Raw genomic sequence first — 21,762 nt, forward strand, 5'->3', positions numbered from 1 at the left:
GAAAAAATGCGTCTTATAATCCTCGATATCAACCATCCGAGAAACAACACCGCTAACAGAGCCACGAAAAAAGTAACGGGATCTTCTCCCCACTCGTAGTCACTTCCAACCCAACCCAGTCCTCCCGGGCCAAGCTTGAAGAAAAGCCATGAACCAAAATTGAAAATAAGATTGTTGAGTGGTGTCATGTACTTTATGAGAAGCACAGCTGAAACCAGCGAAACAACACCTACGGCGATCTTTTTAATCAACGCATTTTGCATAATCAGCTTTGCCCATCACATCTACGTAGCCATAAGCCATTAACCCACTGCGTGAGCCAGGCACTGTCATTTTACTTGTTCGCAACAGGGCTTGTCTTATCTGCTCAAAATCACTAACCCTGAACAGCGTTATGCAGCCCCATGATTCACCGGTACCATCCGGGCGCAAAGGGTGCAGCCGAAAACCAGTACGTTTCACACCATTGACATAGGTGTAATCATTCATAGTTTGGGTGTTATAGAGACCGAACCACTCAGAGTGATTAGTGTTATGCAGAAAATCGAGGAAAGCCCGCCGGGCTTGGGTATATATGCCACCCTGCGGTGCATCAACAATCCAGTAGCGACCTACGGGAATTGAACCCTCATCGGCAAGATATTCACAGTTAGGATCGTTAATATGCTGTTTGCGGCCGCTGAGGACAGGAAACCTCCCGATTCCATAGACAATCAACTCCCCTTTGCCGCTCTTACGCGACTCATCGTCGTAAACCATTCGCATATTGAGCATAAGGCGAAATCCGTTCGTTTAGATACTGAAATGTTAACGCGGAATGCTAAGATTTTTAACTGTTGATTTGAACAGCATTCGTGTTTGGTTCACACGAAAACCCTGTTCTTTCATCAGGATTCTTATTTCTATACTTGAGTGTATATTGCTAATGGGGCGTTCCCATATGGCAAGGTTAAGAACTTACAGATGAAAAAACAATCATAGCACTCATCACTCTGGCTCTTCTGACTCCATCTATAAGCTATGCACGTGGCTGGCACTACGCTGGAGGACACGGCTCATCTCACAAGTATGGGAAATACAAAAATTCCCGTACTGGCAACCATTATGAGAAGCGATACTGAGTGATCGTATGGCATCTTTACTCAAAGTCCACTCTCTTGGGCTTTTTAAGATGACTAAAAGAGTGAAAATACCAAAGAACAGCTTAAGTTTTCAGTCAGGGTGCCGAAATATAATAGTACGCCTGAGCCAATCTTGTGAAAGACGAGCATGTCAGTAGAAACCATTTACCGGCACTTTGAAAAAGCCTTGGCTGAAACGCCACATGAGCCACTTAGTGATGCTCAACTCCGTTCAATCGCGGGAAACTGTCGCCGGGACGAAATCGCTGCAATTCACTTTGTCATAAAACTGTGCAATGCCGATCTTGCTACATGCCCTGACTGGGATGTTGAAATGCAATACATGCTTCACAAAAACATTCACACATTACAGCGCCTGCTTGCTCAGATTAATTTGCTACGCAACCAATGAGCAGTGTTCATCATCTGAACATTATCAGGCCTGCTGCCGATACCAAAGACGTGCAAATCAAGGAGAACGATCAATGGAACAACCAAACCCTCTCGCAGCCCTGTCGCTGATCATCTGGTTTTTAATGTTTATCCCCTGCTTTCGCATGGCTCAGAAAGCTGGTTTCGGATGGAAGATGGCTATCCTACTTTCCTGTCCAGGCCTTCACTTTTTCATGCTTTTTATCTTCGCTTATAAAAAGTGGCCAAGTCTTCCGCGCGGATAATAAAAGCACAGAATAATCTTGTTGAGATTTACGATAATGAAAAAATCAATGTTAGTATTAGCTTTTTTTTCAATGATGCTTACTTCTTTAACTGTAAATGGTACTGAAACAAGCACTGACAAAGTTGGTGCTTCAGGTAGATGCCTTGGCTACTTGTCTATGTTTAATGTAGATGAACTTCAGGCTAAACCAACCCGAACTCGAGAGCTTCTTCATTTATTCAAGTCATCTTTAGCTGAAGCCATGCAGACATCTTCAATTAGGAAGGCAATAGACAGTGGTTTTTTTGCTAAATCTGGTGCTGAATTGAACAACGATTTTTATGAAGGCTTTATACTAGCTGGTATTTTTGAAGAGAGCACAAAAAAGATTAAAGATAAAATACCTAAACAGGAAATTACCAAACTATCTTTTGCAGAGTTAAAGCAGCGATGGGGCGAAGAGGCAGCTAAAGCATATGCATCAGAAAATTGTGAGCTAATTAAATAATAAAACCGATTGATTGTGGGTTACTTGCAATCAATGAATGATTGATCTCATTTAATTCACAAACAATTCGTATTTATCATTCGTAAAAAATGGGGCTTTCCTCATAACCGTCATCACTGTGATCTTCATCCAAGGTTTACCATGCTTTCTAGTCAACTCAACGCCACATGGTAAATTGATTTTTGATTTCTTGCACTTCAGTACGAAGGTATCACTTGCAGAGTAGCCAGACACGATTTTGGCATGAGCCGCTTTGAATTTATTGAAGATATCTTCAAGTTCTTTAAGAGTTATGGCAGGGTTATTCCTCGGGTCGTTTACTCTATCGAAAGAGAAATGTCCCGAAAATGTCATCTCTATGCACTCAGTCTCAAGGCAATCATTAATTATCGCCTCAAGATCATCCAAACCTTGACGCGTTATCGTCATAGATAGTCTGCCGTTACTCGCTCTAACTTCTCATTTAGCTCTTCGTCAGAGTATGCGCTCACTGTCCCAATATGCTTACTCTGAGCAATAGTACCGACGCGCACATCGAATTCTTGGTTATCAAAGCTGTCAACAATCACACACTTATCACTTTCTTTAAAAAAGAAAGAAGCATAGTTCTGCTTAACCTGCATGTTAAATTTTGTCATGATTGTTCTCCTTAGCCGAGACTATTGGAGCCTGCGATAGCTTATATGGTCGATTAAACGGACGCCGATTTTCTCTCATTTTAGAGCAAAATCCACTCATCTGTTGGATGATTGTTGCCGAAAACTCGATTTCATCAACTAATGGCGTTTTATGTGTTGCTCAAGAAAAGCATAAAACATACTTCCTGAGCAACTCCCTTTTGCATCTATATCGGCAATTTCTAGCTTAACCTTAACCTCACATACATTCAGAAAACCTTCAATCCACGTGTTATCGCCAATCCAATCAAATCCGTCAACGGGTCAATCTTCCTGACGTATGCAGTTCCAATGAAAGGCCTCGGCGGAATACGGTCAGTACCCACTTCCTGCCACAACCCGATTTCACTTTTGGTTCCGACAATGGCCGCCAGCCCCACAATTTCACTCTCGATTGAGTCTCTGAGCTTTCCTGAACGCAGCAATGGGTTGTCTTCGGTATAACCCAAGCGAACGCGATCGGCTTTGGTTGATTCAGCAAGCGGGGACCAAGCTTCGAACGGCCCGTAAGCAGGCTGGTAAACGCCAATCTCTTCTTTCGCAGTTTCCTCAATCTCTTTCACGATGGCGTGAAAAGTGAATTCAAGATCAGTGGCAATTTGTGCCGAGGCTGAGGACAGTTGCCTGGCAAACTGCTCGAGGTCCATTACTTACTCTCCTCCCATCTACCCGTATTCCAGTTATAGATGCTACCTTCAAACTCACGCATTACGACACCCATGGCGATACGTTCATGGGGCATCAACACGGTTAGACTGGGAAATATGACGCTGAACGGAACCCCGGATTTCATCAACCAGCACTGGTTAATAAACTCGGGGTTCTGCGCTAGTTTTTTGCGGCAGTTTCCGTAGCCTCGTCATCCGCTTTCGACTTTTCGCGCAGCGCGGCAGTCACCGCCTTGAGGCCGCCTTTACCAAGAATGGCCAACATGCTCTCAATCTGTTTGGGAGTCTGCGGGACTGGGTACTCTTCACCATCAATGTCAGCAACCGCCGCGACCGGGAAGGCATACATGTTCATGTACATGACGTTGATGGCCATTTCCGGGCCAATGGCGACAGTAAGACGGGATTCCTGAACGGGGTCCAACTCCCTTAAGGTGATAATTCGACCAGTGGCATCTTTGAGCTGGTTTGGTTTGACCTCTTCCTCAGTCATTGATGCCGGAGGTGTTTCATGAACTTTTACGTGAACCACATTTCAGTCCTCAGTTAACTTTTTTACGGCGACTTGCTGTCCAGGACAGCGTCTGGTTGACCGTTTTCTCACCCTGCTTGTTACCGGCATCGGTGAGGTGAAACGACACGCCTTCATAGCGATACACACTTAATGTTCCGCTGGCTTCTGTGATGGTTTCGGTGATGGTGCCACGGGGCTGGTCGATGCCGTTGTAGTAGTTGTCTTCCCACTTTGCCCAGAAGTCGTCCAGCGTGGCATCCATTCGCTCGGCGGTGAAGGTGCCATGCCAGCCGGTCGGGATTTGCAGTTCGTCGGTGATGCCGTTTAGCGGCGTTATTTTCTGCGTCGAGACCTGTGGCTTTGAATCAAAACTGATGATTTTGGGAATGCGCAGCCTGCCCGTCGGCGTATTGATGTCGACAGCAATGTCGCGGCCTACGGTATAGCCAAGGGTTGGCATGATTTATCTCCGGATTGATTGACGTTTTACGCGTTAGTGAGTTAAGTCGTTTGCGACGGAGATGGATACGCTGCCACCGCCTTCCAGATTCACCAGGAAGTAGCGCACCACGTTAAGATATTTCACCTGCACATCTGCGGTCATGTAGCCCTGGGCAACGCGGGAGTCAGGGTTATTTACCGCATCAAGGCGCACAGTAAACGCGGGCCCGCCATTTGGGTCGCCAATCATCTTCAGGTTCTCAAGATTGGACAGGAATGATTCAAGAGTGCTCTTGGTTTCGCGGCGCAGATCAGCCGTCTGATTGTCACCGACCACGCTGCCAAAGCTCGCCGCAATCGTGAGTGACAGGAAGTTGGTCATTCGGGTATAGGTGTCGTCGTTCTGGGTCGGACAGGAAGAGGTATTTCGCCCCGATCGCATACCGAAATAATTTCCGCCCGGACAGGGATTGGTAATGACATCAAGTCGTGCTGAGTTAATGTTGCCAATTTCGGCGACTGAATAAGGGCGGCCAGCGAGCTGACGCTCAGTCGCAATGATGCCTGGTATACGTTTGTTAAGGGTAGAGATATGAGGTGATCGGGCTGCAATATTCGCTGCCTCGAACGTTGCAGGTGCGATCATGCGGTTAGTGCCGTTAGCAGTGTCTTTCCAGAATGGCCAGTCACCTACCATCAGTTTGAAGTGCCAGTCATCCACGCCTGAACTGTTGAGTGCATCGGACATGACCTTGCAGTCGGTTGAAGCCGCTCCCTGGGCGACGGCATACGCCCCTTCTGAACGAGCAAATTTCGCCATGGCTGGCCAGCATTCTTTTGCGGTAACATCCACCAGATTAATGACCTGCGAGTTGGTGCCTCTCAGGACATACATCCCCTTGCGGGGCATATCTGTGCCATCATTACCAAGTAAAATGGAATCTGTAATGCCGGTCGCGCCATCCGCGCCGCCGCTGAGAGTGACTTCTGTTACGGGTGTCTGAGCCGTTGCATCAGACTCAATAACTTTTGCGCGCACCAGTTGGCTTGGGCCCCGGATGTTTAATTGTCCCTGATTAACCGCATCGGTCATAGCCTTCCAGAGTTCATCGCCTTCACCTTTGAGGTTATCGAACACCTCAGCGCTCACACCCGGCAGACTGACTGTAAGCTTTTTAGTGTTTACCGCGGTACCGGGGCTTATTCCTGCGCGGATATTATTTCCGCGTGTACCACTGTAAACAGCCGTCAACAAGAGCGCTTTCTTAAGGCTGTTCTCAGAGAGTTTGCCACTGGCCGATTTATCCTGACCATTGGTCACACGCACACAATTGAGATTAGAGACACCCAGTTGAAGTGAAATCGTTGTTGCGGTGGCCAGGTCATATTGCCGGTCTTTAGGTGGGCCAAGGAGAAACGCCATGTCATTATCTGAGCCTATCTTAAAGACGCTGTTAACTGGCCCCCAGCTTGCCACGCCCACCAACCCCAGACTGTCGGTGGCGATGCCATTGATGAAGCGTGTCTTAGGCGGAACCACCTGCACATAAAGGTCAGGTGCGGTAAGTGCGGATGTGTTGAGGTCGCCGGTTGAATAAATCGGCATGAAGAAGTACTCCGTGTTTTGCGTGATTCGGATGGTTCGTGCTTTAGGGCTTAACAGGCTGGCCATTGAGGCTGACAACAGCGTTGATAATCTCGGGTGCAGTCATGCTCTGGGTAGTGGCAAAGTTCACGCTAAAAAACAGGTCTCGCCGGTAAACATGCCAGTTTTCTGCTTTATCAGAATCAAACTGTCGAAGGTAGAGCAATTGAGCGGGCACCCCATCATTGAGGTCGATATGACACTCCTCTGACAGCGTACCATCGATGGCACTGCCGATTCGTTCTCTGAGAGCGGGCGAAGGCGCCCAGACCGTAACCTGAAAATCTTTAACTTGCCTGTGCTGCTCTCTGACGGCAATACCCGCTGTAGTAACCGCGGCTGAAATGTTTTCAGCGTTTAAGCCGTACAGACTTCTGCCCACAGTGAATGTGTGAGGAAATGCTCCCGAGAGGATTTTAACGACCTCTTCAGCTTTTGTTTGTGGCCTGAACTGGAAGCTGGAGTCTTTCCCGTCAAGCTTTAACCGCACGTGTGTCAGTGCCGATGAGACACCTGAAACGCTTATGACATTGTCATTCACTGTAATCTGCAAGGGCGGTTCGCATTTAGGTAGAATGCGCCAGGGCCTGCCCAGTGCGCCGTTGATTTTGCGTTCTGCAGGCAACGGCCAGACTGAAATGTGCACACCACCGGCATTAATGTCTGTCTCTAAGCTTCCCGGCACTGGCCAGCCTGGATAGATTTTTACCGCAGCATTAATGATGCCGGGCAAGCGATTTCCGCCCGGATAAATCGTATTTTCCACCCGCCTGGCGATAAAAAGGCAGACATCACCCACGCTTGCCACGTTACACTGTCACCTTCATAGCAGTCAGACGCCAGCCTTTATCAGTCAGCTCTGTACCGGTAAGGACGTAACGCTGACCGGTATCATCTGTTATAAAATCGCCGCTATGTACGGCAATGCCTCTGAAAGCTGGCATCAGAATCGTATGCCACGCGCTGCTGGTTTCACCGGGGATTTTCAGCGGCGAGTGTGCGCCCATTCGGGTCAACAGAATACTCGCAGGCCAGTCCGACATGATAAGTTTTTCATTGGCGGCAGTGATACCGCTGTAATCCTGAATCCCCGTTCTGTGGCCATTATAGCCTGTTCGCCTGAGGCTAATCATTCGTTCGGCTTTGACGCAGAGAACAGGTTGCAGCAATGGCATTGCGGCAACGTAATACGTCCCCTCTGATGAGACCAGAACATCACCCACTTCAACACCGGCTGTATCAAAAATCCCGATTCGCGCCGCCTCCCCAAATCGCGCAGGGCGCATATAGCCATAATCTTTAATAAATGAAGCATGCAGATGCTTGAGAGGTTCTGCTTTAAGTGGACTAAAGGCTGTTGTGGCACGGTAATGGATTGCCTTGATGCCAAGGCGTTTTGCTGCTTTACCATTCCCCTGATCCACCTTAGAGGCAAGTTGTAATGCATCCATATCAGCACCGGGTCACAACTGATGTACCGTTGCTCAGCGACGGGCCAGGTGGGATACCGAGCAGTCCGCAGAGCTGTCGACGCCACTGATTGTAGAGTCGCGTGCGGTCTGACACCTCTGACCGGTTGCGCTGCCAGACAGCCGCTTTATCCGTATCAAGGTTATCTGCTGCCCGGATGATGCCACTTTCCAGACCGGCCAGCGTTATCAGATAATTCACTACGATGGCTTCCTCCTCAGTCCGCAGCGATGTCAGCCGGTGAGCCAGCGTCTGGTAACGCCCCGACGTGACCTGCGCGTATGCCGCATCACTGCGATCGTCAGGTGAGATGTCGCCGGTCATGGGATAGCCCATATAGCGACGTGCGTCGGCCTGCTGCTGGGGTGTCAGCATGTATGACCTCATCTGAAAGGATATTGTCTGAAATGGCTGACCGGGATTAGCCCAGCAACAGGGCGCTGTGTTCCGGTTTGATGTTCTGACAGCCCCATGCCGCGGCGATTTCATAGCGCACACGGCGATACTGTTTGTACATGGAGACTTCGAACGACATGTTGGTGCGCGGATCGGTGATCATCATGCGGTCATCCGCCATGTCGCCTTCTTCCGGCAGCGCCGGGGCGCGTGTGGCCAGAATGATGGCAGAGCGGCTGAAGGCGAAGTTGGCGGTAAATTTACCGACGACTTTAAGCTCAGCACCTTTCAGAATGTCTTCGCGCAGGCCCGGAGCAAAAATGTAGACACCTTTTTCCGCATCCACACGGGCGATGATGTATTTCTGGCTGCCTGCGATGATCACATCACCGGGGGAAACCTGTCCTGCTGGAATCGCGACCGGGATATAGTGTGACCCGACAGAAATTTTGTCATCTCCGCCGAGTTTATACGCGGTCCCCGCCGGGCCATTCAGCGAGGCCACCCCCGCCGACTCACGCAGGGTAAAGCCATGCAGTTCGAGCAGCGTGCCCTGCGCACGTAAGGCCGTGGTGCCTGCCTCATTGGCTTTAGTCAGCTGCGCCATGGTGCGAAGTGCGGCACCGGCTGTGGTGTCGATAACGCACTGCAAATCGCTCAGTGGTGCGCCATTGTCAGTGAGGATTTTACGCACCTGCGCAGTATCAGTAAGCGTATCCTTAAACGGCGTTTTGCCCGCTTCACCGGCTGCACGAGATGCGCGGCGGAACAGTTGCCCCAAGTCAGATTCAATTTCATTGACCAGCGTACGCATGGCCTGCGTGACCTGGTCACGGCGGATACCATGATAACCCGGGCCGGATTTAATGCCCTTCTGCTGTTCGCCTTCCCAGCGGAACGGGACCATTCGCGATTTGGTAATGGTCATGGGTACATTGCCAATATCCTGGTCACCGTCATCCGGAGGCAGCTGACCGGGCTTCACATCCTCAGCCTTAGCGGCAGGCGTCACGGGAATGCGGACAGGCTGGTTCAGGGCCGCACGTTCCGCCGTGGCGTCCAGGGTGATGGAGGGAATGAACCCGCAGAGTTCACGGGACACAATGTCCAGCGACTGATACAGGTCAGGAATGAGTTGAGTCAGGGTATTAGACATGCAGGGTTATCCTGTTAATCGGTAATCTGTACACCCGCACAGGCGCGTTCGCTCTGCTCCTGAGGGCTGAGGGATTCGAACTGTGCACGAGTAAGTGTGTTTGAGCTACTGTTGCCATTTCCGCCGGAAGAGCCGCCGCCTGATGCGCCAGTGCCCTTGAGGATCTGCTCTTTATACGGATAGTGCTCAACAAGAATGCTCAGCGCTTCATCAAACCCCGCTGCTTCACCGGGTCTGACCGCACTGAAGATTTTGTTTCCGTCACGATCAAACGCCGTGACGGCGTCACCGACGACCTGAAAGTTGCTGCCGAAACGGGCTTCCGCCAGATCAGCCGGGATGCTCATCTTCTCGGCGATGAATTTGGAACGGGCAAAACTACCGCCAATTTTCTCCGCCGTAAGCTTCTGGCTCAGGTCGTCGCGTTCTTTCACGATGGGGGCATACTTCTCTTCCAGTTCCCGGACAGCTTCAGTACGGACCTTATCGATTTCACCGGCATCCACCAGCGTCTTGTCTTCCAGGTTCTTCACGGTGTCCAGTGCCGCCAGCGCAGCAGCCGGATCATCGATTCCTTCAAAGGTCTTCAGCTGCGTTTCCGCACTCTCAGCACGTTCACGGTGAGACTTAGCCTCACCATTAAGGCGCGAGATTGTTTGCAGGGTGCCGGGAGCATCAAATGCCAGCTCTTTGCCGTCGTCCTGCACGTACACGGGTTTGCCATCGTTTACGACCACATGGCCGTTCTCATCGAGTTTCAGTTTCATCAGGGTCATCCAACCAGGTAAGAGCCATCCGGCCCATAGCGCCGCGCTGCATCCGCAGCGGCTGGCAATAAAAAAGGCCCCTGCATCTGCACGGACCCGGAGAGAATTAAACCGGCGGTGTGGTGACCGGCTTAACTGGCAAAGGTGGTGGCATAGCGCGTATCCGCGTCTGCTCTTCCGACCAGCGGAGCTCGCTGTTGATGAGGCCGCGGCGCTGTATCTCATTGAACAGCGTCTCGTCTGACAGCGCCCGCGTTTTATACATGTCCACCAGGAAGTCAGCTGACGCTTCAGCCAGGGTAGTGGCACCAAAGTCGCTGAAGATGGTGACGTGCCCGCCTTCGGGCTCACCCGTCCATTCAGCCAGGTACTGCAGTGCAAGCCGAGCTGCATCGGTGAGGTCGCAGACCATGCGCTGCAGGGCGCTGGTGCTCGCCTCGTTATCGGTCAGCGTCTGCACCACGGTGCGATGGCCGGGTTTTACCACCAGCAGTTCTGCCCCCACCTGGCGCATCTTTTCCTCGAGATCGAGGATGTCTGTGCGACCGGCCTCGATGGCTTTGCCGCTGTGCTCAACATAACGCAGGTCGGCTTCATCTTCTTCTGACAGAATGGCCGATGCCGCACCCACTGAAATAGGACCATCACCGAGCTTTTTTCCGAAGAGCACCGGTACGCGGGCGACATGCAGGATGGTCTGCTGATCACTGCGGGACTGCCAGTGTTCGACGTTGAGCCAGGCCAGTTCAGCCAGCGGCGGCCGGCCGTTCATAAAGCCGCGTTTGTCGCCGTAGACCGGGACAAAAGTGATTTTTTTCAGGCTGGTGGTTCCTTCGTCATGTAGCTGCCATGACAGTACACCGGTTATGGCATCAGGCTTTTCGCGATAAACCCGCCAGTGGCCGGGATTCAGTACCCTGACCTGCTCAATGTTTTTCACGACAAACTCATTCTGCGGGTCACGCTCACTGATCGTTTCGACAAAGCGCAGCAGCGTAAAGGTCTCCTGCCCGTTGATCCGTTCTGAGTCGTAGTCCAGCAGGCTAGTGGCATTCACCCTGACGAAATATGGACGTAGTCCGCGCTGGCGCTCTTCAGCCAGAGAGAGCTTTTTATCCGCAGGTGGATGTTCAACAAGGATGCCGCAGAGGCCATAGGCCATCGCCTCTTCAAAGGTGTCAGCCAGAAAGGAGTGCAGATTGGTGCCCTGCAGGTCCACATCCCCGAACATCTCACGTATGCGTGCAGGCACAACTTCCTCATTCCAGGTCACTGGTCGGGAAAAAGGTTTTCCGCTTAACACCTCGACCGTACGGGAAAATGCCGGAAACAACGTGGCGACCGACAGTCTGTTCTGATAGAAGGCCTCCTCCTCGTTTGGCCATTTGGGCAGGTATGTTTTGCCTGCCTGCCGCATAGAAGACGTACCGCCCAGCAGTGCTGTAATCATTGGCCAGCATCCGGCCATCAACTCAATTTTAGGCGATCGTTTCCGGACGTCGTTGCTCATAGAGTTTCAGTTATGCATTGAATGGTCGCACTGTCGTGCCTTTTGGCTGGAACAGTTCAGTGATGGCCCAGACCAGTGCATCCAGGCGGTCTGGCGATTTTTTTGCTGTTGCGGGCACGTACTCCAGCAATTGGTTCTCGAGCTGGTAAAGGTTTCCGTGATGCGCCACCCGCCCCTGTTCATAAAGCGCTGAAATCGGCTCTGCTCGGGCAAACTTGCCCTTGCTGGCATGGACGCGAATGATGCGCCCACGAAATCCAGCATTACGCAGCGTGTCTTCTGCCATATCTCCGCCCTGGTTTGTTTCAATCACAATCGCCTCAGCCCGATGGTCTTCGTAAGCCCGGATAGCCCGTTTAGCCCAGCCATTAGGTGAGAACTTGCTGGAGTAATCCGCATCAGCAGAGAACAGCTGGTCGTTACCTCGCCCGTAACTGCTTGCGACAACAATACCGGTTTCATCACTCTCTTCGTTGTTAGTCGACTGCGGGTCAATGGCGACGACCGTGCGCGATGGCTCCAGTACAATCTCAAGCGTCCGGGCATCGGACACCATTGCCTCAGTCCAGAGCGCACCTTCAGCGTTAAACCGCCTCGGGAGCTGCATGTACTGCGCCTCAGCAGTGCGTCGGTGTGAAAACAATGAGACTCGGTGAGATTCGTTGTGCTTATAAGGCCACAGCCAGCCGTCAGGCAGACCATGTTCGATCGGAATCGCGTGGGAGTTTTCCGGATACAACGAAGAATAAGCCTCACTGTTATCAATCAATACCGGCAGGTTGAGATGATGCCAGTGCTCACCACTACCGCCGCGCAAAAGGTAACCGCTCAGGTCTTGGTAATGGATACGCTGCATGATGACCACGATAGGCGTGGTCTCGATGGCCAGTCGGGAACGGATGGTCTCGTTAAAACGGGTGTTAACCCCGTTCCGTACCGTCTCACTAAAGGCGTCGTCAGGCTTTACAGGGTCATCAATTATGAGACTCCCCTGCCAGCCTGGTTCCATATGCCCGGCACGAAAGCCGGTAACCTGTCCTGCCGCCGACGAGGCATAAACCCCGCCACCGTATTCGGTCCACCACATGGCTTTGCTATCTGCATCATCGCGCAGCGCCATCGGCCACATGCGCTGAAAGGCGGCAGACTTCACAATGCTGCGCGTGGTTGATGAGTTCAGTAATGCCAGGTTGTGAGAATAGGACAGGTGCATGAAGCGGGCACGGCGGTTCAGCGCCAACCCTCGGCCCATCATGTTGATGGTGGCCAGTTCCGTCTTGGTATAGCCGGGCGGAAGATTGATGACAAGTCGCCGAATATCGCCATTGATCACCCGGTCCAATGTCTGTTGAATTACCCGGTGATGGGGCGCGACGATCATTCGACTGCCGGTGCGCTGCTTAAAGAAGTAACGTGTAAAATAAAGCCCGTCCTCTTCGCACTCTATACGGCGTGCAGCATTCTTATATTTAGCAGTCGTCATCCTCCAGCATTTCCCGGCGCGCCTGCCGGTATTCCTCACGAGTAAGCAGTGCAACCTCCACCGGACCACCGTCTTTACCCGTAAGCGCTTGAGTGGACTGTTCCCGGAAAGCCTGCACCGAAATGTGTTTGCCAAGCAGTTCGAGATTTCTGACTTTGTCCGGCCACTTAATCTTTTTCAGGATGCCGACCATCTCACGCTCTTCGCCCCGACCTTCAAACATCTCAGCCAGATCGAATCCGCTCAGGTATTGACGCCATGAGGTTGGCCAATCCGAAACAGGCTTAATGCTCATGTCATCGGTCATGATGTCGAGTACGTCCATCTGGTCAATTTCAAACAAGCGCTTCAGCACATAATCTGCATTTAGCTCTACCCTTTCTATGCGCGCTGATTTAAGGTCGTTTATGCGTTGCGCGATATCATGTTTAGACAGGTTTTCAGAGCCGGTGCGGTTCGCAGTTTTTGCGCTATACCCAGCTCGGATAGCAGCCTGCGTTGCGTTCAAATCGACCAGGTACTCTCGACAGAACATCTCTTGTTTGTCGGTGAGTGCCATTAAAATACCTAATAAAAATATGAATTTAGAAGATTTTTCTGCTTATAACCGCCCTCAATCGAAAGTGTCTGGTGAGAGAAAGTTTCTTGATTACATTCACAGCAGAAACAGATGGGGTGAGTATGTTAAGAGCATAAAGAATTCCAAGACTGCCACAGCCTCCATGAAAGAAGCTTTTCACAGCAAATGGATTGAGTCCGGCGCCTTTATACGCGAAAAGATCAACAACGATTTATTTCTTACCGAATTACTTACGCTCTTGTTACCACCCTACAGTGGCACAAACCTTGTACTCTATCGGGGAGAGAATAAGGCAAGATTCGATGAAGGACGCATAGGGTTTTGCTGGACACAAGACACTTCGATAGCTGAGATGTTCGGAAGTGGATTAAATGCATACAACTCGCCCGGCCTACTTTTAAGAGCTGAAGCTCCCGCCTGTTCCATATTAGCTGGACCAAATGATCATAGTCGTTACTTGGGTGAAAATGAGTTCACAGTAAACCCTTCACTTCTTTCAAGCGTCATAGTCATTGAGACCTACCCAAATAACTCTCTATTCTAGTGGTGACCACACAGATGATTTTAAATACATATGAAATCACTAGAACGACTCGATGGCCTCCCAATCTGGTGTCGCCATATTTACTCCAATAACCCCCCAGAGGCGACCTCAATGATTGTTTGAAAAGATAAATTTCTTTCTTTTTAGAATGATATGGGATGCGACGCGCGGACGTTTGCTACGGGCACAAAAAAGCCCCGACAGGTGATTACTGTCAGGGCTGATTTTTGGTCATAAAAAAAGCCGGGCCCTTTCGGGCGCAGCTCTTACCTGTGGCAAATTCCGCGCACTTCCGTGCCCGCCTCAACCATTATTCAGCCAAAGATTTTTCTTTTCCAGTTTTCATCGGGCCTGTTAGGCCAGAAGTTGTTCATAATGGACAGGTCAATAACTTTATCACTGTTACCACTTTCCTCTTCACTACACATCAGCATCTCACGGTTATGTCTCAGGTCACCATACATATCCGCCAGCGTCTCCCATGATGCAGAGAGATGAACATAGTCAGGCATCACCTTATTGATTAACGTTTTATCCAGCTGAGGTGATTTACCTTCCAGAGCATCCTGCGCCGCTGACATCACATGCTGATGGTATTCTTTGAGCGCATCAGGGATAAGGCTTTCATATTTTTTATAATCCGGATGATAGGTGCAACCGTATTTTTCTGAAACCATTACCATGACCAGAAAAGCTATAAACTGCAGGTGCCCCTTCACAACACGTTCACTGGTCGCGATAGAATGCCAGCGCTCCGAACCCTGAAAAGAAATGCGCCCTTTAAGTAAGCGCCACTTTTCACTGTAAAGTGTTTCATGGAGCTCATTTTCAACGCGAGTTTTTGCCCAGTGAAATGGAAAGAAAAACCTGTCAGACACCTTTTGATGCTCATTCAATGTCTCTGGATATCCGCCTCCCACATCTGAGTGTGCGCCGGCAATCGTCAGCTCAGGATAGCAGCCAGAAAGCGTTTGTAATGATAAGTTATAACGGCACTCATGCAGTGCATTTAACTGAAATGCATATTTCGCAGCACCGCCTGGTACCGTGACCTTCAGGTTACGAGTGTAAGCCGTATCATGAGGATCATTACTGAACGCCGTCTTGTCCATGAAGCTCCCCACGGTATCAAATAACCCGAGAAAATTAACGACAGGACGACCTGACAGTTGATAACCACATTTGTTAACTGCATCGGAGAGCATAACTGACAGCTCAGCAGCCTGGTCATTTACGGTATTAGTAAAATGACGAGCCAGAACCGCGCCCCTGCTGAACCCGAAAACATCAAACTCTATGCACACGCTTTTACATCCACTGTCAGCTTTCGATAGCATATTGATGAGTTCAGATTTGATTCGCTCATGGCATAAGTTAAGTTTGGAATCGGGGCCATACCCCTGACGTCCCCAGATATCTTCATCACCCGTGGCAATGGAATAGAGACTGTCAGGTTCGTTGTTCAACGTACCAATTCCTTCAACATATACTTTGCCAGTCCAACTCCCCTTTGAGTCGTCTGCAGAGAGTCCATAGTGTTGATACAGCCTGTAAACATTCGTGGCACAGAACATAACGTCCTGCTCTGATTTATTCGCATTACCGTTTTTCCCGGTACCATCAAAAAAAACACCAATGCGAATAACGCATCGTTCAGAAGTTTCATTTGGAGAGGGATTCATTGTTAAGGACCTGAGTAAAGAGAGGTGGAAACTTAAAAAGGGAATATCTGCTATTGATTCAGCTTTTATGAATTGTGTTCGCTGCGCGGTGCTGCTCAATCTCCCGTATGGCTGCCTTGTCGTTATTACAGTTCTCCACCGTAGTCAGCAATTGCTCATTCAGCTCCAGACTTTCTCCCCAGGTTAACGGGTCAGGGATTAAAGGCACAGCGCAGTCAGCCAGCAAACTGACTGGTATCGGCGCTGGGGGAACCGGAACGAACCTTGTTTCGGTGCGCACGCAACTGGTCAGCAGCGCCACGAGGAACAGGTACAGAGGCACAGCGGCTGCTTTTAACCAGTTTATGAATAACCAACACCCTGCTTTCACTTTCAGCATGGGTGGTCTGATTATCATCTTGAGTTGCCCGAGCAATTTGGTTGAAGAATTTCGTCGTTATCAGGAGGTTCGTCGCTATAGCCTCAGATGAAACCTTTTCCTGCTCCAGTTGCCTGATCTGTTGCATGAGCAGTGTTTTGGAAGAGGACTGCAGCTTAAGGGCAACACCAAGCGCCATAACAACCAGTAACAGCATTGCGATAGCAACAGCATCCCAGTTAATTCTGCTTAAGGTCATCGTTGCTCTCTGTCAGGCAAAGTGCACGCTCGGTTTCTCTGCGTTTCATCAGCCCTTTCCACTTCCTGCCGCCGGAATAGACCCAGCGGCGCAGTTCATTGCATGCATTAGCCTTATCACCAGCATTAAGTTTTTTCAGAAGAGAAGATTTGGAGAACGCTTCAGGTCCGACGTTGTAAGCAAAGCTGTAAAGTGCGGCCCGCTGGTATCTGCTCAAGGGAATTGTCACCAGGCTATCCACTTTTGCCTGTATTGGCTTCAGGTCAGCATGCAGGAGGCTGTCACACTCCCGGTCGGTATAGGTTTTGTTTCTGACAATATCTGTACCGGTATGACCGTCACAGACAGTCAGCACACCTGCGACATCGTGATACGGGACATAGCGTCGCCCTTCTAAACCATCCTGTCCACCAAGCAGCGTCAGTGCCAGAGTGAGTGCCCCCGTTCCTGCTGCGGCCAGAAGCCTTTTGCGCAGGAACGGAGAAATAGCCATGCCTCAGCTGGACTTATCCTGGCATTCGCATCGAATTGCCTGAATTTCAGCGAGCGTCGATTTCCGCCTGTAATACCAGTTGATTACACAGGTCACAGTGGCAATGCTGATGCCCGTTAAAACGCCCACAGCACTCCACTCTTCCGGGCTGAAATAGGTCAGGACACCATGCACAATCTCGCCCGCAGATGCGCTGTATGCGACACCAGTTGTCAGTTTGCTCATCAGGTTTTGCCACGCAGAGAAATAAGAAATGGAGCGAAAGGATGGCCCGGACAAAGTTCTGCGCGACAGACCAATAGAAAAGCCCTGACAAAGATGCCAGGGCTCAGGAAGCGTTCTGAAGAGTCATTAACCCATCATTGGGTGTAATTTAACACAAAAAATGGAAAAGTAAATAGCAACCTACATCATCGCTAACGCTTATATCGCTCACGACTTAGTAATATTTGAAAATTGCTTTTCAGCCCAGGCTTCTTCTCTGTGCAACTCTGTGATCAGGAAATTCATCAACTGCTTGAGGCTTTTGTTCCAGGTATCGAGCGAAATCGCCTTCGTTACCTGAGATACGGCCCTGAAAACAACAACAGAGGCCACGCGTTCATAACCTCGCCCGGCGCAACGCTTACAGGGCTGATAAACCGGCACCCCCTGCAACTGACTTTTCATCCGGTTCATCGAAAGCCCACGTCCCTTACAATCCTTGCAGGCAGCACGAACCGTCCCCTTTCCACCGCATTTACTGCAGGGTTTACCGTTCCTGGTGCCGGTACTTTTGCAGGCATGACATGGGGACTCAGTGTCTGGGCCACGAGCGTAATCAAGAAATGCATAATGAGCAATAATCTCAATCACAGACTCCCGTTCTTTATCGCTCAGACTCACGAGCGACGGATAGCGGGATGACTCTCTGAGACCGGTGGCTGTGAGCAAACGGATTGCGCGCTGCCGGTCGTGGCGACTGAGGCCCATCTTGGCGAAAAAAGCGCAATAACCGAGAGGCGCGCGTTTTAGCGTCATACCCAGCGCAGCCATAATGTCGCTGCCATTGATAGCATTGGGTGAGAGGGAAGACTGCGTGACATAGGGCGTAACGGCGTGTGGGCAGTGGTACTTAACAACACTTTCAAGTTTCATGGGATGACTCTGTGCCGGTAAGGGATCACCGGCACTATGAGTCGCTTAGCATTCATTTTTCTGAATGTCCGCAGTTACGTGCTGACGAGTGAAAAATGAATTTCTGCACATATTTCTCTTTGGGCAACTGGCTTCTGCTCTTGCCGGTCACCCGACACCACAACGCAATGAGTGCTTCACCGGTATGATGCCGGGGGCTTGCGCCTTTTTTCCACCCGATAAGCGTGGAAGTAACTACATCCAGTTCTTCCGCGATGTCCTGCAAAGAATAACCGTGGCGGCTCATGTCTGTAAGAAGCCGGAACCAGTCGATTTTATGAATGTTTATGACGGGCACTTTACTTCCCCCGATAACTAAAGCCTGAGTAAATCTTTGAGATTTCTGACACCAAGTTTATTGGCACAGTTTTTTCGATGCTGATAGAGCGTTTTCGTCTCGATGCCAAGGTTCATTGAGTGGGTTCTTGCATCAATGCCGTTGAGGAAGCCATCGATAACGGAGAGTTCGCGCTTTGATATTTTACACCTTACAGGCTGAGGATGCTTTTTGCTTAGATGATGCTTCAAAACCACCCTAATGGACTCAACTGGCATGGAAGCATCCATAACATCTTCAATCTCACAGAGTCGATTCAGCAACCCTTTTTTGCGCTGATTGAGCAGCCCGATACTGTCAGTAAAAACCAAAACATTTCCTTCCGCCTGCCAGGCGAACGTCAGAAATTTACTCAGCCAGCGTGGAAAAAAATCCCCATACTCCAGGCACAAAATGGCAAGTCGATAACATCCTGGAAATCTTTCAGAGGGTTGATTAAGCCGAAATTGTCTAACCTCTTTTGAGTATTGAACAAGCAGATTTTTTTGAACGCACTCTGTTTCGATAAGTCTGAACAATCCCTGGTGCAGGATATTAATACTGCCATTAATAACAACGCCGCGCTCGTGGCTTTTCATATATTTATTCCCTTTTTATGAATGCTGTGACTGACCAACAACCACCCTAAAAACGGCATCCATTACTACTCAAAATGCTCAGGACATTCAATGCGATCCTTTAGCGCGCAAATTACAGAAAGCCCCCCCAAAAAGCTTACCGACTGAATACATTAGAAAAAGCGATCAGCAGTCTCTTGATTAAGAGAAACTTTCAGAGTCTTTTTAGTCCTGCATCCTAATAGAAAAACCAAATTACTCTCACGTAACAGAAACCTTAATAAGATACATATTGATATCGACTAGGAGGCATGAAGTCATAAAGCATTATTTAATCGAAGCAGGACTGTTTACAGGTCGTTTAGGTAATAACACCTTCAAGTTAAGCAGTGGTATATAATGAATTTTTACAAGCATTTTCAGAAGAAATTAAGCACCATGAATTTTTTAATTTAGAATTTTTCAACTATGCAGAGTAGTTTTCACATTAGAAAATCATAAATTTAATGACAGATGCTGTGACGGGATAAAAAAAGTGGCCATGGAAACCACGCAATCAAAGTTGAATTTGCTAATGAAGAATGAAGGTTCGGGTACCTTTCCTCTTTCAGCAGATTTATCGTCAACAAAGACCATAACTTTAGAGGGAAGCAGCGAAACCGGAGGCGATACTGTAGTTGAAGAATGAGAGCGCCATCACCTCAACTCCTTGAGCTTAAATTGCCAAATGTCACCGGTCTGTACCTGCAGTATCTCTTTTGATTCTGATAGTAAGTACGGGGATTTAGTTAAAGTCAAAACAGGGATCAGGCAAATGCAATTTTGTCTGTGCCTACTAAGGAGCAGTTGTCAGTAAAGACCCTTATTTCAACTATGCCTGCGTAGCCTCCAGCTCAACCACTGATCAAGTTCGGGTTCGGCAAGAGGCCGTGAATAAAAGAAACCCTTTGCCTGATCGCATCCATACTTCATTAAAGTCGCGACAGTTTCCGCATTTTCCACCCCTTCGGCCAGCACTTCATAGTTCAGTTCCTTAAGCATGCCGATGATGCTGCGAGCAATGATGCGCGATGCTGTATCACATGAGAGTCCGCTAATAAGTGAACGGTCGAGTTTGATAACATCTAGCGGTATACGCCTCAAATAATTGATATCGCTGTGACCAGTACCAAAATCGTCAAGCGAAATACTGAAACCTTTCAACCTGAGCGCTTCGAGAGTCTTTATCGCAGCAGCGTTTTCGATGATTTGCTCGGTCTCCAGGCACTCAATCCCCAGCAATGAAGCTGGAAGCTCTGCCCTGATCATTTTTTGTGCCAGCATATTGGCAAAATCCGGACGAGCGAGATCCTGACCACTGACGTTTAGCGAGACAGGCAACTGGACAAAGTTATTACGTAACCTGACAAGGCGTGCAATAACCCGATCTACCACCCAATCAGTAAGGTCACTGAGTAACTGCGTCTGCTCAGCAAGAGGAATAAAAGCATCCGGTGAGAGTTCGCCGAATGTTGGATGACGCCAGCGTATAAGCGCCTCAAGGCCTACAGGAATACCGCTCTGGAGAGAAATTTTAGGTTGGTAAACCAGATAAAGACCAGCGTTGTTGCTCAAAGACAAGGCCAGATCGTTCAGCAGCTTAAAATCGTGTGTGCTACGGACGTCAGACGCTTCATTGAAACGCTCCCAGGCAATCTTATTTCCAGCGGCCTCATGAAGTGCGCTTACAGAACGGCGGAGTACCTCCTGAGAGGGCAACTTGTCTGCAGAAAAGTCAACTTCACCAGCTCGAGTGGTCAGAGCGACACTAAGCCCATCCCCCATATCAGCATGAATGCCCTGAAGCCTGTCCACTACCCATGATGCATTTAGTCTACTGTCGGCACGTGTAAGAAGAGCAAACCTTCCCGTGACCACAGTATAAATCGTATCGTTTTGTGCTGGCCTCAGACGAAGCGGCATGAGCATAGCTACGTCTTTCAGCAGGCTTTCCACCGGCCCTATTCCCATTGAACGCGCCAGGTCGTAAGCATGTGAAACATCGATACAGTCGATCAGTATGAGCCGCCTTGGTGTTTTATCTCCCGCCGCTTTAAGGTACTGAAGGTCGCGCATGAGGCGCTGACGGTTTGGCAGAGATGTCACAGGATCGACAAAGCTTGTAGAGTGCCATGCCTCCAAGAAAGACATGACCAGTGCAGCTAAAAGTTTAAGCGTGGCGACCTTCTCATTACCAAATTCATGAGGGGCTTTGTCAGTAACACAGAGCGTGCCCAGGATGAAGTCTTCGCTATTCTTCAACGGCGTACCAGCATAGAAACGGATGTATGGCGCGCCGGTTATCAGTGGATGGGTTCGGAACCGTTCATCATGTAGAGTATCTGAAACCACCATTATTTTATCATTGTCTACAACATGCCTACATAGGGAATCAGCACGCGATGATTCTTTAAGATCGAAATTTCGGGCTGCTCTGACGTACTGTCTCTCATCATCTAGCACGGAAATAAAGCTACCCGGAATACCGAGAGCCTGACTGGCAAGTCGCACGAACTTTTGCAGGACATCATCCCGACTTTCGTCAGGCCTACGCAATGTTTCGATGGCTCGATAGCGGCGTTCTTCATCACCAGTAAGATTGGTCAGCACGTGTCTCAGTCCTCCGCGTCACCCTTGATTCGGCGCGAAAAAAATCAAAATGAAAGCTACTAATACAGCTTCCCGTAACAATGTCATTTATTAATTACGAAGATCTTTTAGAG

General features: G+C 49.6%; 26 protein-coding genes. 3 read left to right on the top strand and 23 right to left on the bottom strand.

Translation table 11 applies throughout. From position 1 onward, the window contains the following. Positions 1-243: 243 nt before the first annotated feature. Positions 244-774 carry a DUF2778 domain-containing protein gene (locus tag RAC60_RS19415; RefSeq protein WP_172913209.1) on the bottom strand — a complete coding sequence of 177 codons (531 nt, stop codon included), beginning with the start codon at positions 772-774 and terminating at the stop codon, positions 244-246. Between the two features lie 495 nt (positions 775-1,269). Between RAC60_RS19415 and RAC60_RS19420 the strand changes: the two genes are divergently transcribed. The 3 genes from RAC60_RS19420 (at position 1,270) to RAC60_RS19430 (ending at position 2,287) form a co-directional block, all read left to right on the top strand. Then, a complete protein-coding gene (locus tag RAC60_RS19420) occupies positions 1,270-1,533 on the top strand; it encodes a hypothetical protein (protein WP_172913210.1) in 264 nt (87 codons plus the stop codon). Positions 1,534-1,606: 73 nt separating this feature from the next. Then, positions 1,607-1,798: a hypothetical protein gene (locus RAC60_RS19425; protein ID WP_029569568.1), complete on the top strand. Its 192-nt coding sequence runs from the start codon at positions 1,607-1,609 to the stop codon at positions 1,796-1,798. A gap of 48 nt (positions 1,799-1,846) precedes the next feature. Then, positions 1,847-2,287 carry a hypothetical protein gene (locus RAC60_RS19430; RefSeq protein WP_033774738.1) on the top strand — a complete coding sequence of 147 codons (441 nt, stop codon included), beginning with the start codon at positions 1,847-1,849 and terminating at the stop codon, positions 2,285-2,287. A gap of 51 nt (positions 2,288-2,338) precedes the next feature. Here the strand turns inward: RAC60_RS19430 and RAC60_RS19435 are convergent, their stop codons facing one another. From RAC60_RS19435 to RAC60_RS19540, 22 genes are all read right to left on the bottom strand, one after another. Next, the gene (locus tag RAC60_RS19435; RefSeq protein WP_029569570.1) at positions 2,339-2,716 is read right to left on the bottom strand and encodes a hypothetical protein; all 378 of its coding nucleotides are present in this window, start codon (positions 2,714-2,716) and stop codon (positions 2,339-2,341) included. Then, positions 2,713-2,925, bottom strand: coding sequence for a hypothetical protein (locus RAC60_RS19440; RefSeq protein ID WP_029569571.1), 213 nt, complete (start codon positions 2,923-2,925; stop codon positions 2,713-2,715). The genes RAC60_RS19435 and RAC60_RS19440 overlap by 4 nt, the downstream gene beginning before the upstream one ends. A 248-nt stretch (positions 2,926-3,173) precedes the next feature. After that, positions 3,174-3,611, bottom strand: a complete 438-nt coding sequence (locus RAC60_RS19445; protein WP_029569572.1) for a hypothetical protein — start codon at positions 3,609-3,611, stop codon at positions 3,174-3,176. Positions 3,612-3,792: 181 nt separating this feature from the next. Further along, positions 3,793-4,164 carry a hypothetical protein gene (locus RAC60_RS19450; protein WP_172913211.1) on the bottom strand — a complete coding sequence of 124 codons (372 nt, stop codon included), beginning with the start codon at positions 4,162-4,164 and terminating at the stop codon, positions 3,793-3,795. Positions 4,165-4,174: 10 nt separating this feature from the next. After that, positions 4,175-4,606, bottom strand: a complete 432-nt coding sequence (locus RAC60_RS19455; protein WP_172913212.1) for a hypothetical protein — start codon at positions 4,604-4,606, stop codon at positions 4,175-4,177. Positions 4,607-4,639: 33 nt separating this feature from the next. Next, positions 4,640-6,193 carry a phage tail protein gene (locus RAC60_RS19460; protein WP_172913213.1) on the bottom strand — a complete coding sequence of 518 codons (1,554 nt, stop codon included), beginning with the start codon at positions 6,191-6,193 and terminating at the stop codon, positions 4,640-4,642. Between the two features lie 43 nt (positions 6,194-6,236). Then, the gene (locus RAC60_RS19465) at positions 6,237-6,998 is read right to left on the bottom strand and encodes a hypothetical protein (RefSeq protein ID WP_375094179.1); all 762 of its coding nucleotides are present in this window, start codon (positions 6,996-6,998) and stop codon (positions 6,237-6,239) included. Positions 6,999-7,041: 43 nt separating this feature from the next. Beyond that, positions 7,042-7,683, bottom strand: a complete 642-nt coding sequence (locus RAC60_RS19470) for a hypothetical protein (RefSeq protein WP_172913214.1) — start codon at positions 7,681-7,683, stop codon at positions 7,042-7,044. A 1-nt stretch (position 7,684) separates the two neighbouring features. Beyond that, entirely contained in the window at positions 7,685-8,077 is a 393-nt protein-coding gene (locus tag RAC60_RS19475; protein WP_375094180.1) for a hypothetical protein, read from the bottom strand. 46 nt (positions 8,078-8,123) lie between these two features. Beyond that, positions 8,124-9,254, bottom strand: coding sequence for a P22 phage major capsid protein family protein (locus tag RAC60_RS19480; RefSeq protein WP_375094181.1), 1,131 nt, complete (start codon positions 9,252-9,254; stop codon positions 8,124-8,126). Positions 9,255-9,268: 14 nt separating this feature from the next. After that, positions 9,269-10,021: a DUF6651 domain-containing protein gene (locus tag RAC60_RS19485; RefSeq protein WP_375094183.1), complete on the bottom strand. Its 753-nt coding sequence runs from the start codon at positions 10,019-10,021 to the stop codon at positions 9,269-9,271. Positions 10,022-10,127: 106 nt separating this feature from the next. Continuing rightward, on the bottom strand, positions 10,128-11,471 hold the full coding sequence (locus RAC60_RS19490; RefSeq protein WP_375094184.1) for a DUF4055 domain-containing protein: 1,344 nt from the start codon (positions 11,469-11,471) through the stop codon (positions 10,128-10,130). A gap of 70 nt (positions 11,472-11,541) precedes the next feature. After that, complete coding sequence (locus RAC60_RS19495; RefSeq protein WP_375094185.1) at positions 11,542-13,014, bottom strand: DNA-packaging protein; 1,473 nt, start codon at positions 13,012-13,014, stop codon at positions 11,542-11,544. Beyond that, positions 13,001-13,573, bottom strand: a complete 573-nt coding sequence (locus RAC60_RS19500; protein WP_172913216.1) for a terminase small subunit — start codon at positions 13,571-13,573, stop codon at positions 13,001-13,003. Before RAC60_RS19500 ends, RAC60_RS19495 begins: the two co-directional genes overlap by 14 nt. 879 nt (positions 13,574-14,452) lie before the next feature. Next, positions 14,453-15,820, bottom strand: coding sequence for a T6SS phospholipase effector Tle1-like catalytic domain-containing protein (locus tag RAC60_RS19505; protein WP_375094186.1), 1,368 nt, complete (start codon positions 15,818-15,820; stop codon positions 14,453-14,455). 215 nt (positions 15,821-16,035) lie between these two features. After that, complete coding sequence (locus RAC60_RS19510) at positions 16,036-16,437, bottom strand: hypothetical protein (protein ID WP_172913218.1); 402 nt, start codon at positions 16,435-16,437, stop codon at positions 16,036-16,038. After that, positions 16,418-16,924, bottom strand: a complete 507-nt coding sequence (locus tag RAC60_RS19515; protein ID WP_172913352.1) for a lysozyme — start codon at positions 16,922-16,924, stop codon at positions 16,418-16,420. The genes RAC60_RS19510 and RAC60_RS19515 overlap by 20 nt, the downstream gene beginning before the upstream one ends. Before the next feature lie 9 nt (positions 16,925-16,933). After that, positions 16,934-17,155: a phage holin gene (locus tag RAC60_RS19520; protein WP_324021825.1), complete on the bottom strand. Its 222-nt coding sequence runs from the start codon at positions 17,153-17,155 to the stop codon at positions 16,934-16,936. Positions 17,156-17,362: 207 nt separating this feature from the next. Further along, entirely contained in the window at positions 17,363-18,067 is a 705-nt protein-coding gene (locus RAC60_RS19525) for an antitermination protein (RefSeq protein WP_324021826.1), read from the bottom strand. 52 nt (positions 18,068-18,119) lie between these two features. After that, the gene (locus RAC60_RS19530) at positions 18,120-18,404 is read right to left on the bottom strand and encodes a hypothetical protein (RefSeq protein WP_205951541.1); all 285 of its coding nucleotides are present in this window, start codon (positions 18,402-18,404) and stop codon (positions 18,120-18,122) included. A gap of 17 nt (positions 18,405-18,421) precedes the next feature. Continuing rightward, positions 18,422-19,021 (bottom strand): LuxR C-terminal-related transcriptional regulator, encoded by a 600-nt coding sequence (locus tag RAC60_RS19535; RefSeq protein WP_172913222.1) that lies wholly within the window; start codon positions 19,019-19,021, stop codon positions 18,422-18,424. 846 nt (positions 19,022-19,867) lie between these two features. Then, a complete protein-coding gene (locus RAC60_RS19540) occupies positions 19,868-21,649 on the bottom strand; it encodes an EAL domain-containing protein (RefSeq protein WP_375094187.1) in 1,782 nt (593 codons plus the stop codon). Positions 21,650-21,762: the final 113 nt, after the last annotated feature.

This window comes from Pantoea sp. BR_17 (assembly GCF_041955125.1).
Taxonomy (GTDB): Bacteria; Pseudomonadota; Gammaproteobacteria; order Enterobacterales; family Enterobacteriaceae; genus Pantoea; species Pantoea stewartii.

What these genes read in the sequence shown, in the direction of transcription:
- RAC60_RS19520 (WP_324021825.1), bottom strand. Translation starts at nt 17,155, where the DNA reads ATGAGCAAACTGACAACTGGTGTCGCATACAGCGCATCTGCGGGCGAG.
- RAC60_RS19535 (WP_172913222.1), bottom strand. Translation starts at nt 19,021, where the DNA reads ATGAAAAGCCACGAGCGCGGCGTTGTTATTAATGGCAGTATTAATATC.
- RAC60_RS19460 (WP_172913213.1), bottom strand. Translation starts at nt 6,193, where the DNA reads ATGCCGATTTATTCAACCGGCGACCTCAACACATCCGCACTTACCGCA.
- RAC60_RS19485 (WP_375094183.1), bottom strand. Translation starts at nt 10,021, where the DNA reads ATGAAACTGAAACTCGATGAGAACGGCCATGTGGTCGTAAACGATGGC.
- RAC60_RS19420 (WP_172913210.1), top strand. Translation starts at nt 1,270, where the DNA reads ATGTCAGTAGAAACCATTTACCGGCACTTTGAAAAAGCCTTGGCTGAA.
- RAC60_RS19425 (WP_029569568.1), top strand. Translation starts at nt 1,607, where the DNA reads ATGGAACAACCAAACCCTCTCGCAGCCCTGTCGCTGATCATCTGGTTT.
- RAC60_RS19495 (WP_375094185.1), bottom strand. Translation starts at nt 13,014, where the DNA reads ATGACGACTGCTAAATATAAGAATGCTGCACGCCGTATAGAGTGCGAA.
- RAC60_RS19510 (WP_172913218.1), bottom strand. Translation starts at nt 16,437, where the DNA reads ATGACCTTAAGCAGAATTAACTGGGATGCTGTTGCTATCGCAATGCTG.
- RAC60_RS19525 (WP_324021826.1), bottom strand. Translation starts at nt 18,067, where the DNA reads ATGAAACTTGAAAGTGTTGTTAAGTACCACTGCCCACACGCCGTTACG.
- RAC60_RS19455 (WP_172913212.1), bottom strand. Translation starts at nt 4,606, where the DNA reads ATGCCAACCCTTGGCTATACCGTAGGCCGCGACATTGCTGTCGACATC.
- RAC60_RS19430 (WP_033774738.1), top strand. Translation starts at nt 1,847, where the DNA reads ATGTTAGTATTAGCTTTTTTTTCAATGATGCTTACTTCTTTAACTGTA.
- RAC60_RS19505 (WP_375094186.1), bottom strand. Translation starts at nt 15,820, where the DNA reads ATGAATCCCTCTCCAAATGAAACTTCTGAACGATGCGTTATTCGCATT.
- RAC60_RS19500 (WP_172913216.1), bottom strand. Translation starts at nt 13,573, where the DNA reads ATGGCACTCACCGACAAACAAGAGATGTTCTGTCGAGAGTACCTGGTC.
- RAC60_RS19470 (WP_172913214.1), bottom strand. Translation starts at nt 7,683, where the DNA reads ATGGATGCATTACAACTTGCCTCTAAGGTGGATCAGGGGAATGGTAAA.
- RAC60_RS19415 (WP_172913209.1), bottom strand. Translation starts at nt 774, where the DNA reads ATGCTCAATATGCGAATGGTTTACGACGATGAGTCGCGTAAGAGCGGC.
- RAC60_RS19480 (WP_375094181.1), bottom strand. Translation starts at nt 9,254, where the DNA reads ATGTCTAATACCCTGACTCAACTCATTCCTGACCTGTATCAGTCGCTG.
- RAC60_RS19490 (WP_375094184.1), bottom strand. Translation starts at nt 11,471, where the DNA reads ATGATTACAGCACTGCTGGGCGGTACGTCTTCTATGCGGCAGGCAGGC.
- RAC60_RS19445 (WP_029569572.1), bottom strand. Translation starts at nt 3,611, where the DNA reads ATGGACCTCGAGCAGTTTGCCAGGCAACTGTCCTCAGCCTCGGCACAA.
- RAC60_RS19475 (WP_375094180.1), bottom strand. Translation starts at nt 8,077, where the DNA reads ATGCTGACACCCCAGCAGCAGGCCGACGCACGTCGCTATATGGGCTAT.
- RAC60_RS19440 (WP_029569571.1), bottom strand. Translation starts at nt 2,925, where the DNA reads ATGACAAAATTTAACATGCAGGTTAAGCAGAACTATGCTTCTTTCTTT.
- RAC60_RS19435 (WP_029569570.1), bottom strand. Translation starts at nt 2,716, where the DNA reads ATGACGATAACGCGTCAAGGTTTGGATGATCTTGAGGCGATAATTAAT.